Below are 15,013 nucleotides of genomic sequence, written 5' to 3'. Positions count from 1 at the left end.
TTGGTTGTGCCGAGAAGTCTTTGAGCAGTGCTTTGGAATCTTTGATTGTGCGGGGAAGTCTTCGAGCAATGTTCGGGAATCTCCCGTTATGCGGGGAGCTTTTCAAACAAAACGGCACCGGGAGCGTACCCCCGGCGCCGTGTTATGATTGGGCTCCAACTTATTTCAGTTGCGCCAGCGCTTCGGTGATGCGACGCATCGCTTCGGTCAGGTTCTCGTCCGAGGTGGCGTATGAGAGACGGATGCATTCGGGAGCACCGAACGAGTCGCCGTCTACCGTAGCCACATGGGCTACTTCGAGGAGGTACATCGCCAGATCGGCCGCATTCTTTACCGTTCGTTCGCCGGTGCTTTTGCCGAAGTAGCTGCTCACATCCGGGAAGATATAAAAAGCTCCTTCGGGCACGGAGAGCTGAACGCCCGGAATCTCACGGCAGAGGCGGCAGATCAGATCGCGTCGGCGCATAAAGGCTTGTCGCATTTCCTCCACACAACGCTGATCGCCGGCAAAAGCTTCTTTGGCGGCTTTCTGTGCGATGGAGCTGGCGCCCGACGTGTATTGTCCCTGCAATTTGTTCGTTGCCTTGGCAATCCACAGCGGCGCGGCGATGAATCCGATGCGCCAGCCGGTCATGGCGTACGCTTTCGATACGCCGTTGATGATTACGACCCGCTCTTTCAGTTCGGGGAACTGCGCGATGCTTACATGTTTCCCTACATAATTAATATGTTCGTAGATTTCGTCAGACAATACGATGATGTTCGGATGTTTGACCAACACCTCCACCAGCGCCTCAAACTCTTCGCGGCTGTACACGCTGCCGGTCGGGTTCGACGGCGAGCAGAGCATCAATGCCCGTGTGCGGGGCGTGATCGCGGCTTCGAGCTGTGCCGGCGTGATTTTAAAATCCTGATCGATGCCGGCCGGGATGATCACGTTCGTGCCTTCGGCCAGTTTCACCATTTCCACGTAGCTTACCCAGTAAGGGGCGGGTACAATCACCTCATCGCCCGGATTGATGATACTCAGTAGCGTATTGCAGACCGACTGTTTGGCTCCGTTCGATACGATGATCTGATCGACCGTGTAATCGAGACCGTTCTCGTTTTTCAGTTTGTCGACAATCGCTTTCCGTAAATCCATGTAACCCGGCACCGGCGAATAGAACGAAAAGTTCTCGTCGATGGCTTTCTTGGCCGCCGCCTTGATGTGATCGGGCGTAAAGAAGTCCGGTTCGCCCACGCTCAGGTTAATGATGTCTACACCCTGCGCTTTGAGTTCGCCACTTTTTTGTGACATGGCCAGCGTCGCCGATGTGGAAAGGCTGGCCAAACGTGCTGATACTTGTTCCATAATCTGTATGTTTTTCAATAGAATGATTCTGTTATCGGATATTCTTCAACTGATGTCCCATGCGTTCCTTCTTGGTGCGCATGTAAAACTCGTTATGCTCGTTGGGCGGCACTTCGATCGGGATGTTCTCGACCACTTCCAATCCGTATGCTTCCAGCCCGACGCGTTTGACGGGGTTGTTCGTCATCAGTCGCATCTTCGTCACACCGATCTGACGCAGTATCTGCGCTCCCACGCCATAGTCGCGTTCGTCGGCCTGATGACAGAGCTTCAAGTTGGCCTCGACCGTGTCCAGACCTTCTTCCTGCAACTTATATGCGTGAATCTTGTCCATCAGCCCGATGCCGCGCCCTTCCTGATTCAGGTAGAGCACCACGCCTTTGCCTTCCTGCTCGATGAGTTGCATGGCCTTGTGGAGCTGCTCGCCGCAATCGCATCGCATCGAGCTGAAGATATCGCCCGTCATACACGACGAGTGTACGCGAACGAGTACCGGTTCGTCCGGAGTCAGTTCGCCCTTGATCAGCACCACATGCTCCGCGCCGTTGCTTTTCTGGCGGAAAGGAATGATGCGGAAACGTCCGTGCTCGGTCGGCAGGTCGGCCTCGACCCCCTTCTCTACGAGCGACTCCGTTTTGAGGCGGTAGGCAATCAGGTCGCGTATGGTGATGATTTTGATGCCGAATTTTTTCGAGACTTCGATCAGTTCCGGCATACGCGCCATCGTCCCGTCTTCGTTCAGGATTTCGATCAGCGCCCCCGCCGGATAGAGCCCGGCCAGCCGTGCCATATCGACTGTGGCCTCGGTGTGTCCCGCGCGACGCAAGACTCCTCTTGAGCGTGCGCGTAACGGATTGATATGCCCCGGTCTTCCCAAGTCGGACGGTTTCGTGGCCGGGTCGGCAAGCGCCAGAATCGTTTGCGCCCGATCATGGATCGAGACGCCCGTCGTGCATCCCCCTCCCAGCTTGTCTACGGTCACGGTAAACGGCGTTTCGAGCATCGATGTGTTATGAATCACTTGCATGTTCAGCTCCAATTCTTCGCACCGTTCTTCCGTAATCGGTGCGCAAAGTACGCCCCGGCCGTTAGCCAGCATAAAATTGACCTTCTCCGGAGTGATCTTCTCTGCGGCGATAATGAAATCCCCTTCGTTCTCACGATCTTCGTCATCGACGACGATCAGGAACTTCCCTTCGCGGAAATCTTCAATAGCTTCTTCAATCGTGTTCAATCGGTTCATATAGTTTATTTTTTTAGAATATTCAAAAGTTCATTGCTTACGTGGGCAATCGTTCGTATGTCGTGCAACAGCAGTTTACGACGATAGGTGGCCAGCAGATAGATCGGTAGACCGATGGGAAAGAGCCAGCCCAATATCTTCCCAGCCGTCGGGCTTATCCGGAAGTTAATCAGATGGTATCCGTTCAGGATCGGGTAATCCATCAGTTTGTTCAGCACCAGATGGCGATCGGAGTTATTTCCTTCGGCAACCAGTTCTTCCAACTGCACGGATATCCGTTTGGCTTCCGGATCTTTACCCCCCTGCTCCCAGAAACGAAAATACGGCATCCATCGTTTCGATCGTTTCAGGTATGTTTCGCATTGCGCTTTCAGGCACTCGATTTGCGCTTCCCATGCCGTATAGTCGACATGGAACATGATGACTTCTTTCTTTTCGATCTTGCGTGTCGCGCGTTTGCCGATCAGTTTCTTCAGTCCTTCGATATATGTATCGGCATTGAGGATAACCGAATCGTTCGAGGCTTTGTAAGTCAGGAAAACGCCGAGCGGAAGCAATACGGCCGAGCTTAACCACATGCCTTGCCATGGTTGCCACATGCCGTTGCTCGCCATCTTCAGGCCGATGTTGTTGATGACATAGTAAAAAATAAACAGAAAGATGGAAATCACGACCGGCATGCCCAGCCCGCCCTTGCGGATGATGGCGCCCAACGGTGCACCGATAAAGAAGAAGATCAGGCAGGCAAACGAAAGCGTGAACTTCTGGTGCATCTCCGTATGATGGCGACGCATCTCTTTCTCATCGCTCGATAATACCGCGGCCTTGAAATCGTAGTCGGCTTTCGTTGTTTCCAACGCATTTCTGGCCTGTCGAAGGATGGTGGCCTGTCTGCCTGGCGGTAATTCCCGGCACAGACGGTCAAAGTCCGGAATTTCTGCATCAGACACAACACCTTGTTCTGTCGTCGCATCTCCTTCCGGTCTTGCGCTTTCCAGCTCTCTTCGGTATGACTGCCGGTAGATAGCAGCCGCATTCAATTGCTTGATACTGTCTAAATGTGCCGTCATCGAATCGATCGATGATTGTAAATCGGCCAGGTTTTTACCGATGTACCGGTCTTGCAGGATCGACTCGTCGGCACGGTGAAAATCCGAGTCGAATCGGATCAACATCTCCCGGGTCTTGAACGATTCCTTCATATACGGAACCGCCTCGTTGCTTCCTATACCGTCTCTGTTGAAGTTCTTGAACATCTTGCCCTCGAACAGCAGAAGTACCAGAAACTGCTTGTCGGCCGAAATCTTCATCCGTCCCGAATCGGCCACAATCACCTGAGCATTGTTAAAACCTTCGGAGTAATCATAGATCATCAGATGGTTGAGTCGTCCGTCTTTGTCTTTTTTCTTGACGTAGAGATTATACCCTTCGATCTGATTCGAGAATGTACTTTCCGGGATTTGCAGTTCGGGCGATTTGGCCCTGATGGAACCCAGGAGCGTCCACATTTTTACCTGCGAAAGGGGGATGATGTTATTCTGGAAAAAGAAAGCACCCACGGCAACGAACGATAAGAGAATGATAAACGGGCGCATGATGCGAGGCAAAGAAATTCCGGCCGACTTCATGGCCAGCAGTTCGAGCTGTTCTCCCAAGTTGCCGAATGTCATCAGCGAAGCCAGCAAAATAGCCAAGGGTAAAGCCAAGGGTACGAGGGAAAGGGCGGCGTAGAAAAACATTTCGGCGAGAAGGTTGATCTCAAGTCCTTTACCCACCATGTCATCTACGTATTTCCAGAGAAACTGCATCAGGACAATAAACATGCAAATGCCGAAAGTCATCAAGAATATCGGCATGAATGTTTTCAATAAAAAGAGATACAGTCGTTTAATCCCCATGATGTCCTTTTTAAATCAACCACAAAAGTAGTGTAAAAAGAGACAATACATCACATTAAGATGTGAAACAACATTAAATCCCCAAGGTTCGTTTAAGCACTTCCACCTGCGAATCCCACAGATCAATGGCGTCCATCTTCTCGTCGGGTTCCGCAAAATCCGTAATCTCAAGTGCGGTAGAGCCGGTAAGCTCGATGGTGTGGATGATGAATTCGAAGTATGCGTTTTCATCTTCTTCTTCCACCCAGCGATAACGAACGCTGACTTCGGGTTTGATATCGATGATCTCGGCTTGTTCCTGCATCTTTTTCCATGTGAATGTGCAGATATTTCCCCTGATATCTACGGTGTCGGCAAACCAGGAGGACAATCCGAGGGCTGTTGTTACATGGTTCCACAGGCTGCGATTCGAAACTTTGTCGAAAATATACTCGATATGAAATTTTTCCTTCTTCATCCTGTTTTTCTGTTTTGTGATGATGTGGCGCGCAAGATACAAAAAAGGATGAGACTTTACAAGAAAGATGGTATAAAAAAAACGTATGATCTGTTTATTTTATTGATTAAAAAACGTTTGATCGCTTTTTGAAAAAGTAAAAGAATAAATTGTCGTTTTTTTTCTTGGTGAAAAGGCTGATTTATTGTATATTTGCGGCCGATTAAGACGAAGAGGAGGCGGGGACGAGTAGTCCCCTTCTTTCTATTATAGAGATGATTGAAACGAAAATAGTGGCCGGTTTGGCCGAGGCTTATTTGGCGGATTCGGAGTGTTATCTGGTCGATGTAACCGTTGCTCCGGATAATTTGATTGTGGTGGAAATAGATCACGATCAGGCTGTCGGTATTGACGATTGTGTGGCGTTAAGTCGCTATATCGAAGCGCGTCTGGACCGGGATGCTGAAGATTATGAGTTGGAAGTGACTTCGGCCGGCCTGACGTCGCCTTTTAAAGTGCTTCGTCAGTATCTGAAAAATATAGGGAATGAAGTTGAAGTGCTGTTGAAGAGTGGCGAGAAGCTTTCCGGGCAGTTGAAGGCGGCCGATGATACCGGGCTTGTTGTTACGGTCGGTCGGCAGGTGAAACCGGAGGGCGCCAAACGTAAAGTAACGGTTTGGGCAGATGAGCGTTATCCCTATGACGAGATAAAGTATACGAAAAATATAATCAGATTCAAATAGGAAATTTTATGGCGAGAAGACAAGAAACAGTCAGTATGATTGATACATTGCAGGAATTCAAGGAATTAAAAAGTATAGACAAAGACACGATGATCAACGTGCTGGAAGAATCATTCCGCAATGTGATCGCCAAGATGTTCGGGACGGATGAGAACTACGACGTCATCATCAATCCGGAAAAAGGTGATTTTGAAATCTGGCGTAACCGTATGGTCGTGGAAGACGGCCATGTGGAAGATCCGAATTTGGAAGTGGTATTAAGCGAAGCGCAAAAGATTGATGCCGACTGTGAAGTGGGTGAAGAAGTGACGGACGAAGTACATTTTGCGGACTTCGGGCGTCGTGCCATTCTGAATTTACGCCAGACGCTTGCTTCGAAAATTCTGGAACTGCAGAAAGATAATTTATACGCCAAATACAGAGACTTGATCGGCTCGATCGTAACGGCCGACGTTTATCAGGTCTGGAAAAAAGAAGTTCTGCTGTTGGATGATGAAGGAAATGAATTGCTGTTGCCTAAAGCCGAGCAGATTCCGAGCGATTTTTATCGCAAGGGAGAATCGGTGCGTGCCATTGTGCAGCGGGTAGATAATGATAATAACAATGCGAAGATTTATCTCTCGCGGACAGATAAGGTTTTCTTGCAACGTCTGTTTGAACTTGAAGTGCCTGAAATCAACGATGGTCTGATCACCATCAAAGCCATTGCGCGTATTCCGGGCGAGCGGGCGAAAATCGCCGTTGAATCGTATGACGACCGGATAGACCCTGTCGGGGCATGCGTCGGAATGAAAGGATCACGTATCCGCGGAATCGTGCGGGAACTTCGAAACGAGAATATCGATGTGATCAACTATACGAGCAATACGTCGTTGTTTATCCAGCGCGCCTTGAGCCCGGCCAAGATCTCGTCGATCCGGGTGGATGAGGAAGAGCATAAAGCGGAAGTCTTTTTGCGCCCCGAAGAAGTATCTTTGGCTATCGGTAAGAACGGGTTGAATATCAAGCTAGCCAGTATGCTGACGGACTATACGATCGACGTGTTCCGTGATATCGATGCCGCCGACGAAGAAGATATCTATTTGGACGAGTTTGCTGACGAGATTGATATGTGGGTGATCGATGCGTTGAAGAATATCGGTTGCAACACGGCTAAGGCCGTACTGGCTCTCTCACGCGAAGAGATTATGGAACGTGCCGATTTGGAAGAGCAGACGGTCGATGATGTATTGAGCATCCTGTCAGCCGAATTTGAAGACGAAGAAGAGGAACTGTCCGAAGAGGAATTTGAACCTGCCGAAGACGAGGAATCGATAGATTCGGAAGCTGACGAATCGGAACCTGTGTCGACCGAGCAGGATACGGAGCGTGAAGAAGAACAAGAAGAAGAGAAGGAATAACATACGAGACCTATACAAGAAGAAAGATATATGCCTGTTAAATTAAACAAAGTACTCAAAGACTTAAATGTCGGTCTTCAGACAGTTGTCGATTTCCTGCACGCAAAAGGGCATGAAATCGATAGCAATCCCAATGTTCGGATTCAGGATGATCAGTATGCGTTGCTGGTCAAAGAATTCGGAAAGAATCTGTCGGAGGCCGAACGTCGCCGTCTGCTTGAGAAAGCCGCTCCGAAAGCACCGGTTGTGAAGGATTCTCCCGAAAAAGGTAAAGAAAAAGAAGAAGAAAAGCCGAAGAAAGAACCGGAGGTGATGAAAACGGAAATTCCTGATGAGATTAAGCCCAAGTTCGTTACGAAGGGTAAGATTGATCTTGCGGGTGTCGGTGAGTCGAAGAAAGAGGGTCCGAAGCGAACGAAGAAAGTGGAAAAAGAGGAGAAAGACGGGATCGTGCCTACTGTTGCTTCTGTAGAAGAAGCGAAGAAGGTCGAAGATGTACAACAACCCGAACCGGTACAAGCTCCGGAGCCAAAAGTTATACTGCCCGCTACACCGTCTGTCGAAGTGAAAGAGATGCAGACGCCGGAGCCTCATTCTGCGGAAGAGTCTACGGAGAGCAAAAAGGAAGATCCGGCCGTAACGACTGAAGCCGAAGAGGAAAAGGCCGAAGCGTCACCGAAGCAACCGGAGAGCGAGTCGGTTCCGAAGCAGGAAGAGGAGATCTTCCGTTTGGGACAGCCGAAATTGGAGTCGGGTATTAAAGTAACAGGCAAAATAGATTTAGCGTCGCTCAACCAGTCGATGCGTCCCAAAAAGAAGAGCAAGGAAGAGCGCAGAAAAGAACGCGAAGAGAAACGCAAACAGCAGACGCCGGCAGATCATAAGCAGAAGCCTGCAACCGGCGCTGTAGGGGCGGCCAATACAGCATCGACGACAGGCGAGAGCGGAAAGAAGAAGCGTAAACGGATCAAGAAAGATAAGATCGATATCAACGCGACGGTGGGGACCAATACCCGCCGCGATGATCACGGTCGCGGTCATGATCACGGAGGAAAACGTCTGAAAAAGCCGGTTCGTGCCGAGATCAGTGAGGAAGATGTACAGAAGCAGGTGAAGGAAACGCTGGCTCGCCTTACAAGCAAAGGCGGGAAGAGCAAAGGGGCCAAATATCGTCGTGAGAAGCGCGATGCCGTAGCACACCGTGAGCAGGAATTGCAGCTTGAGGAAGCAAAAGAAAGCAAGGTTCTGAAGCTGACTGAGTTCGTGACGGCAAACGATTTGGCAAACATGATGGATATCTCTGTCTCGGAAGTCATCTCCACTTGTATGAGCATCGGCATGATGGTGTCGATCAATCAGCGCCTCGATGCCGAGACGATTAATATCGTCGCGGAGGAATTCGGGTTCAAAACGGAATATGTAAGTGCCGAAGTATCCGAAGCGATTAAAGAAGAGGAAGACAATCCGGAAGATTGGGAACCGCGTCCGCCGATTGTGACGGTGATGGGACACGTCGATCACGGAAAAACCTCCTTACTCGATAATATCCGGAATGCCAATGTGATCGCCGGTGAAGCGGGCGGAATTACACAGCATATCGGTGCGTACAATGTGAAATTGTCCGATGGACGCCATATTACATTTTTAGATACTCCCGGTCACGAGGCCTTTACGGCCATGCGTGCTCGCGGTGCCAAGGTGACGGATATTGCGATCATCATTGTGGCGGCCGACGACAGCGTCATGCCTCAAACGGTCGAGGCGATCAACCATGCATCGGCTGCGGGAGTGCCGATCGTTTTCGCCATTAACAAGATCGATAAACCCGGAGCGAATCCGGACAAAATCAAGGAAGAACTTTCGCAGATGAATTATCTGGTGGAAGACTGGGGTGGAAAGTATCAAAGTCAAGAAATCTCCGCCAAAAAAGGAATCGGCGTGCAAGAGTTGCTGGAAAAAGTATTGCTCGAGGCAGACTTGCTCGAACTGAAAGCTAACCCCAAGAAGCGTGCAACGGCTTCCGTCATCGAGTCGTCCCTCGATAAGGGACGAGGCTATGTCGCTACGGTGTTAGTGAGCAACGGTACGTTGCGACAGGGCGATATCGTTTTGGCCGGTACGCACTACGGGCGTCTCAAGGCGATGTTTAACGAGCGAAACCAGCGTGTCGAAAGCGCAGGGCCGTCGGAGCCGGTACTGATTCTCGGACTGGATGGGGCACCACAGGCCGGCGATACCTTGAATGTTCTTGAAACGGAGCAGGAGGCACGTGAGATTGCCAGTCGTCGCGAACAATTGCAGCGCGAATTGGGATTGCGTACGCAGAAACGTTTTGGACTCGAAGAGCTGGGACGGCGTCGTGCGCTCGGAGACTTCCACGAGCTCAACCTCATTGTCAAGGGCGATGTGGACGGTTCGGTCGAAGCGTTGTCCGATTCTTTGATTAATCTCTCCACGGAAGAAATTCAGGTGAATGTGATTCATAAAGCCGTCGGTCAGATTTCGGAATCCGACGTTGAACTGTCGGTATCGTCAGATGCCATCATCATCGGCTTCCAGGTTCGTCCGGCAGCGTCGGCACGCAAGCTGGCCGACAAAGAAGGTGTGGAGATCCGCCTGTACTCGATTATTTACGATGCGATCGAAGAAGTGAAGTCGGCCATGGAAGGCATGCTTTCGCCGGAGATTAAGGAAGAATTTTGTGGAAATGTCGAAGTACAGCAGGTGTTCAAGATCTCGAAAGTGGGTACGGTGGCCGGCTGTATCGTGAAAGAAGGTAAAATCAAACGCACGAACAAAGTACGTGTCATTCGTGACGGTATTGTGATTCATACCGGCGAGCTTAGTTCGCTGAAACGTTTCAAAGACGAGGTGAAGGAAGTGGTGACCGGACAAGAATGCGGTATCTTTGTCAATAATTACAATGATGTACAGGTGGGCGATTTGATTGAGTCGTTCGATGAGATTGAGATAAAGAAAACATTATAACGCTTTGAGCGGATGAACTGGTTGGATATTGTCATTATCTGCCTTGTCGGAGCCGGTTTTCTGAAAGGATGGGCAGACGGATTTATCCGTCAGATCGTGGCTTTGCTGGCCTTGCTGGCAGCCATCTATCTCTGTTCGAAGGTGGCCGTATTCATCCGCGAATATATTTTGCAGACGGGCTGGTTCCCGGAAAATAGTGTGACAATCATCAGCTATGTGGTTGCATTCGTGTGCATTCTTATGATTGTGACGCTGGTCGGAGGATGGATACATAAGGTGATGGAGGCGACGCCTCTGAGCCTTGCCAACCATCTGGCAGGGGCTGTCTTTGGAACTGTGATCGCCTTGTTTCTGGTCAGCCTGACACTGAATTTGTTGGAAGGCGTAGATCGTCGTTCCGTGATTCTCACACAACAAACGAAGGTAGAATCCCGTTTATATGATTATGTAAAAGAAGCCGTGCCGGCAATTTATCCGGCCGATTTATTTGTAAGAAAGAAAGATTAACAATGGATACAACAAAAAAAAATACAGACCCGATCTTGGACGAAATAACCGGCAGTGAATATAAATACGGTTTTACGACAGAGATCGAGACCGACATGCTGCATCGCGGATTAGATGAGGAAGTGGTGCGCATGATTTCGGCCAAAAAGGAGGAGCCGGAATGGCTGCTCGATTTTCGCCTCAAGGCGTTGCGTCACTGGCAGACGCTGGAGATGCCGACATGGGCACATCTGAAGATTCCGCCTATCGACTATCAGGATATTATTTATTATGCTGCTCCGAAGACCAAAGCGGGGCCAAAGAGCCTCGATGAGGTTGACCCCGAATTGCTGAAAACATTCGACAAGCTCGGCATTCCTCTTCATGAGCAGAAGATATTGAGTGGGATGGCGGTCGACGCCGTGATGGACAGCGTTTCGGTGAAAACGACATTTAAGGAAGCGCTGGCCGAGAAAGGCGTTATTTTCTGTTCGTTCAGCGAAGCGGTAAAGCATCATCCGGATTTGGTTAAACAATATATGGGAAGCGTGGTGGGATACCGCGATAACTTCTTTGCGGCGTTGAACTCGGCCGTCTTTTCCGACGGTTCGTTCGTCTATATTCCGAAAGGAGTACGCTGTCCGATGGAATTGAGCACGTATTTCCGAATCAATGCCGCCAATACGGGGCAGTTTGAGCGCACCCTGATCGTAGCCGACGACGAGTCGTATGTCAGCTACCTCGAAGGATGCACCGCGCCGATGCGTGACGAGAACCAGCTCCATGCGGCTATTGTGGAGATTATTGCCCACAGGCGTGCCGAAGTAAAATATTCGACGGTGCAGAATTGGTATCCGGGCGATAAGAACGGCAACGGCGGGATTTATAATTTTGTGACTAAGCGGGGGATCTGCAAAGGTGAAGGCAGTAAGATTTCGTGGACGCAGGTAGAAACAGGATCGGCCATTACGTGGAAATATCCGTCGTGTATTCTGGCCGGCGACAACTCGGTTGGAGAGTTTTATTCTGTTGCGGTGACGAATAACCACCAACAGGCCGACACGGGTACGAAAATGATCCACTTGGGACGAAACACACGCAGTACGATCGTATCGAAAGGAATCTCGGCCGGTCACAGTCATAACAGTTACCGCGGGATGGTAAAAGTCGCCGCCCGTGCCGAGGGAGCGCGTAATCACAGTCAGTGCGACAGCCTGTTGCTCAGCTCTACCTGCGGTGCGCATACGTTCCCCTATGTCGATATACAGAACGAAACGGCTGTTGTAGAGCACGAAGCAACGACTTCGAAAGTCAATGAAGAACAGTTATTCTATTGTAACCAGCGCGGTATCGATACCGAGAAAGCCGTGAGCCTGATTGTGGGCGGGTATGCCCGCGAGGTGATGAACAAGCTGCCGATGGAGTTTGCGGTAGAAGCGCAGAAATTACTGGCTATTTCGTTGGAAGGAAGTGTGGGATGAAACCTTCGCGGGGTATATTGCTGTTGTGGTTTGCCTTGTTGCCCGTGATCACACAGGCACAGTCGGACGAAAGCCCATGGGCAATTAATTACACGGGGAATATATTGGTGTCTCCTGTGCCCGCGCGTCATTCGGCAAGTCTGCCGAACAATGGAGGCTTCGGGGGCTTTTCGGTCATGGGAGAATATTGTTTCGCCGAGAAGTGGGCGGCCGAACTTGGTTATTTTCTGACCGAGGTCAATTATAACCGTGAGGCGCGTACAATGGAGGGTTTGCAGTGTGGGGTAAAGCGTTATTTCCTCAACGAGCGTATTTTTTTTCAGCCTTACCTTTCGGCCAGAGGACAAGTCAATTGGCGAAGACGGTTCGAGCAGGTCGGAGAGCGCATGCATGCCTCCTATACTGCCGAGCATCGCTATCGAAATCCGCTGCTTTCGTTTGCGCCGGGTGTCGGGGCGGATATTTATCTGTTTTCTTCCGTGGCCTTCACGATCCGGTACGATTTTATGATGGGAATAGACGCCCGCACAACGATTGAAGGCCGGAGACAAGACAGCCCTTCTTTTTACTATCACGACAAAGGGATGTATCATCAATTGGGGCTGGGAGTAAAAGTCACTTTCCCTTTCCGCTTTTCGGAACAGGACGGGGAAAGTTTGTTATATTTGTTATTAGACATATTATTCTGGAATTAAGATTGAATTGAATTATGGGAGAGATCTTGTTAGAGATAAAAGATTTGTACGCTGAGGTCGATGGTAAAGAGATTCTCAGGGGACTTAACCTGACCGTCAGGAAAGGTGAAATACATGCCATCATGGGGCCGAACGGTTCCGGGAAAAGCACGCTCAGCAGTGTGCTCGTCGGTAATCCGGCATTTACGGTGACGAAAGGAACCGTGATGTATAAGGGCAAAGACCTCTTGGAACTGTCGCCCGAAGAACGGAGTTGCGAGGGGATGTTCCTCAGCTTCCAGTATCCGGTAGAAATCCCGGGAGTCAGCATGGTCAATTTCATGCGGGCTGCGGTCAATGCACAACGTGAATATCGAAATGAAGAGCCGGTGTCGGCTTCGGATTTTCTGAAGATGATGCGTGAGAAACGCGAGATTGTGGAGCTTGATAATAAGTTGATGAGCCGTAGTGTTAACGAAGGCTTCTCCGGAGGAGAGAAGAAACGCAACGAGATTTTTCAGATGGCCATGCTCAATCCGACTTTGGCGATTCTGGACGAGACGGACAGCGGCCTCGATATCGATGCGTTGCGCGTCGTAGCGAATGGGGTGAACAAACTCAAATCGCCCGATAATGCGTCGATTATCATCACTCACTATCAGCGTCTGCTCGATTATATCAAGCCCGATGTCGTGCATGTCCTCTACGAAGGACGTATGGTGAAAACGGCCGGTGCCGAACTTGCCCTCGATTTGGAGAAGAGAGGTTACGACTGGTTGAAAACTAACGATTGACGGCGAAAGATGAACAGTTTGCATATACCGGATAAGGATACGATGCATCCGGAAAAACAATACATCGATCTTTTTACGCAGCATGAAGATGTGCTTCGTCACCACGCGCCGGCGTTTATGAACGCTCTACGGACGCAGGCTCTGGCCGATTTCGAGCAGGCAGGCTTTCCTTCACCCCGGCACGAAGACTATCGCTATACCGATGTTGCCAAGGCATTTGCGCCTGACTATGGGGTGAATCTGACCCGTCTGCATGTGCCCACCAACCCTTCGGACGTGTTCCGTTGCGATGTGCCGAATATGAGCACTTCGCTCTACTTCGTGGTCAACGATTCGTTTCATACCGATACGTTACCGAAAGCTTCATTGCCCGAAGGGGTATATGCGGGAGGCATGCAGGGATTTGCCGAGCTTCACCCCGAGTTGGCTTCGCGCTACTATGGCAAGGCCGCCGATACTTCGGCCGATGTCGTCAGCGCCCTCAATACGATGCTGGCACAAGACGGCTTCGTGCTTTATGTGCCGCGTGGCGTGCACGTCGAACGTCCCGTACAATTGATTAATATTTTACGCAGTACGGTCGACCTGATGGCGAACCGTCGCGTGTTGATCATTATCGAGCCGCACGCGTCGGCCAGATTGCTCGTTTGCGATCACAGTATGGATGATGTTAAATTCTTAGCCACGCAGGTCGTTGAAATCTTTGCCGAAGAAGGAGCATTCTTCGACTACTATGATCTGGAAGAAAGTTCGGCTTCGACTACGCGTTTTTCGTCGCTCTACGTCGAACAGGCTGCTTTGTCCAATGTCTTGGTCAACGGCATCACGCTTAATAACGGACTGACCCGTAATAATTACCGGATTCGTCTGAATGGTGAGGGAGCAGAGGCTACGCTCTGTGGAATGGCTATCGAAGACCGGGATCAGCAGGTGGATACGTACACGCATATTACGCATGCCGTGCCGCATTGCACCAGCGTCGAACTATTTAAAAACGTGCTCGACGAGAGGGCGGTAGGGGTTTTCAGCGGGCGGATTCTGGTGAACGAAGGCGCTCAGAAAACACAGGCTTACCAGACGAACCGTAACATGTGCCTTACGCCCGATGCCCGCATGTACAGCAAGCCGCAGCTCGAAATTTATGCCGACGATGTGAAATGCTCGCATGGCATGACGACCGGTCAACTCGATGAACAGGCGCTCTTTTACATGCAAAGTCGCGGTCTTCCTTACGAAGAGGCACGGATGATGCTTAGTGTCGCTTTTATGTCGGATGTAATTGACCATGTCCGGCTCGAAGCCTTAAAAGACCGTCTGCATCTGCTTGTCGAAAAACGCTTCCGCGGCGAATTGGCTCGATGCGCCGGATGCAAATGCGGAACCTGAAGCAGGTTATGTTCTTTAATATAGCTGTCCGGTAAAAATAAATCGGACGTTTTTTCTTATCGGACAGCCATCGTTCTTTTACTTGAAGGATGAGGCCCTTAAGGTTAAGGAACGCTTCCTTAAGATGAAG

Annotated in this window: 12 protein-coding genes; 8 read left to right on the top strand and 4 right to left on the bottom strand. The window is 50.2% G+C overall.

Annotated features, from left to right (window positions below; all coding sequences use genetic code 11):
- Window positions 1-160 precede the first annotated feature (160 nt).
- From Q4A89_RS10015 to Q4A89_RS10000, 4 genes are all read right to left on the bottom strand, one after another.
- Window positions 161-1,354, bottom strand: coding sequence for a pyridoxal phosphate-dependent aminotransferase (locus Q4A89_RS10015; RefSeq protein ID WP_303185275.1), 1,194 nt, complete (start codon window positions 1,352-1,354; stop codon window positions 161-163).
- Window positions 1,355-1,385: 31 nt separating this feature from the next.
- Window positions 1,386-2,597 (bottom strand): bifunctional 3,4-dihydroxy-2-butanone-4-phosphate synthase/GTP cyclohydrolase II, encoded by a 1,212-nt coding sequence (locus tag Q4A89_RS10010; RefSeq protein WP_303185274.1) that lies wholly within the window; start codon window positions 2,595-2,597, stop codon window positions 1,386-1,388.
- Window positions 2,598-2,602: 5 nt separating this feature from the next.
- Window positions 2,603-4,495 carry an LptF/LptG family permease gene (locus Q4A89_RS10005; protein ID WP_303185273.1) on the bottom strand — a complete coding sequence of 631 codons (1,893 nt, stop codon included), beginning with the start codon at window positions 4,493-4,495 and terminating at the stop codon, window positions 2,603-2,605.
- Window positions 4,496-4,568: 73 nt separating this feature from the next.
- Window positions 4,569-4,952 (bottom strand): START-like domain-containing protein, encoded by a 384-nt coding sequence (locus tag Q4A89_RS10000; protein ID WP_124750798.1) that lies wholly within the window; start codon window positions 4,950-4,952, stop codon window positions 4,569-4,571.
- 254 nt (window positions 4,953-5,206) lie between these two features.
- Here Q4A89_RS10000 and rimP point away from each other — a divergent pair, with 254 nt between their 5' ends.
- From rimP to sufD, 8 genes are read left to right on the top strand one after another with little or no spacing between them, the layout of a single operon-like run.
- A complete protein-coding gene (gene rimP, locus Q4A89_RS09995) occupies window positions 5,207-5,674 on the top strand; it encodes a ribosome assembly cofactor RimP (protein ID WP_303185271.1) in 468 nt (155 codons plus the stop codon).
- An 8-nt stretch (window positions 5,675-5,682) separates the two neighbouring features.
- A complete protein-coding gene (gene nusA / locus Q4A89_RS09990; protein WP_303185269.1) occupies window positions 5,683-7,074 on the top strand; it encodes a transcription termination factor NusA in 1,392 nt (463 codons plus the stop codon).
- 30 nt (window positions 7,075-7,104) lie between these two features.
- The gene (infB, locus tag Q4A89_RS09985) at window positions 7,105-10,062 is read left to right on the top strand and encodes a translation initiation factor IF-2 (RefSeq protein ID WP_303185268.1); all 2,958 of its coding nucleotides are present in this window, start codon (window positions 7,105-7,107) and stop codon (window positions 10,060-10,062) included.
- Between the two features lie 12 nt (window positions 10,063-10,074).
- Window positions 10,075-10,569 carry a CvpA family protein gene (locus tag Q4A89_RS09980; RefSeq protein WP_303185267.1) on the top strand — a complete coding sequence of 165 codons (495 nt, stop codon included), beginning with the start codon at window positions 10,075-10,077 and terminating at the stop codon, window positions 10,567-10,569.
- 2 nt (window positions 10,570-10,571) lie between these two features.
- Window positions 10,572-12,029: a Fe-S cluster assembly protein SufB gene (gene sufB / locus Q4A89_RS09975; protein ID WP_303185266.1), complete on the top strand. Its 1,458-nt coding sequence runs from the start codon at window positions 10,572-10,574 to the stop codon at window positions 12,027-12,029.
- Window positions 12,026-12,724, top strand: coding sequence for a hypothetical protein (locus Q4A89_RS09970; protein ID WP_303185265.1), 699 nt, complete (start codon window positions 12,026-12,028; stop codon window positions 12,722-12,724). Before sufB ends, Q4A89_RS09970 begins: the two co-directional genes overlap by 4 nt.
- Before the next feature lie 26 nt (window positions 12,725-12,750).
- Window positions 12,751-13,497, top strand: coding sequence for a Fe-S cluster assembly ATPase SufC (gene sufC, locus Q4A89_RS09965; RefSeq protein ID WP_303185278.1), 747 nt, complete (start codon window positions 12,751-12,753; stop codon window positions 13,495-13,497).
- A 42-nt stretch (window positions 13,498-13,539) separates the two neighbouring features.
- Window positions 13,540-14,883, top strand: a complete 1,344-nt coding sequence (sufD, locus tag Q4A89_RS09960) for a Fe-S cluster assembly protein SufD (protein ID WP_303185277.1) — start codon at window positions 13,540-13,542, stop codon at window positions 14,881-14,883.
- The last annotated feature ends 130 nt before the right edge of the window (window positions 14,884-15,013 follow it).

This window comes from Tannerella sp. (assembly GCF_030528505.1).
Taxonomy (GTDB): domain Bacteria; phylum Bacteroidota; class Bacteroidia; order Bacteroidales; family Tannerellaceae; genus Tannerella.
This window is presented reverse-complemented; position numbering and strand designations above follow the sequence as displayed.

Excerpts from the sequence above, each read along its gene's own strand:
- nusA (WP_303185269.1), top strand. The coding sequence starts at position 5,683 with ATGGCGAGAAGACAAGAAACAGTCAGTATGATTGATACATTGCAGGAA.
- Q4A89_RS09980 (WP_303185267.1), top strand. The coding sequence starts at position 10,075 with ATGAACTGGTTGGATATTGTCATTATCTGCCTTGTCGGAGCCGGTTTT.
- rimP (WP_303185271.1), top strand. The coding sequence starts at position 5,207 with ATGATTGAAACGAAAATAGTGGCCGGTTTGGCCGAGGCTTATTTGGCG.
- Q4A89_RS09970 (WP_303185265.1), top strand. The coding sequence starts at position 12,026 with ATGAAACCTTCGCGGGGTATATTGCTGTTGTGGTTTGCCTTGTTGCCC.
- Q4A89_RS10010 (WP_303185274.1), bottom strand. The coding sequence starts at position 2,597 with ATGAACCGATTGAACACGATTGAAGAAGCTATTGAAGATTTCCGCGAA.
- infB (WP_303185268.1), top strand. The coding sequence starts at position 7,105 with ATGCCTGTTAAATTAAACAAAGTACTCAAAGACTTAAATGTCGGTCTT.
- sufB (WP_303185266.1), top strand. The coding sequence starts at position 10,572 with ATGGATACAACAAAAAAAAATACAGACCCGATCTTGGACGAAATAACC.
- Q4A89_RS10015 (WP_303185275.1), bottom strand. The coding sequence starts at position 1,354 with ATGGAACAAGTATCAGCACGTTTGGCCAGCCTTTCCACATCGGCGACG.
- sufD (WP_303185277.1), top strand. The coding sequence starts at position 13,540 with ATGCATCCGGAAAAACAATACATCGATCTTTTTACGCAGCATGAAGAT.
- Q4A89_RS10005 (WP_303185273.1), bottom strand. The coding sequence starts at position 4,495 with ATGGGGATTAAACGACTGTATCTCTTTTTATTGAAAACATTCATGCCG.
- Q4A89_RS10000 (WP_124750798.1), bottom strand. The coding sequence starts at position 4,952 with ATGAAGAAGGAAAAATTTCATATCGAGTATATTTTCGACAAAGTTTCG.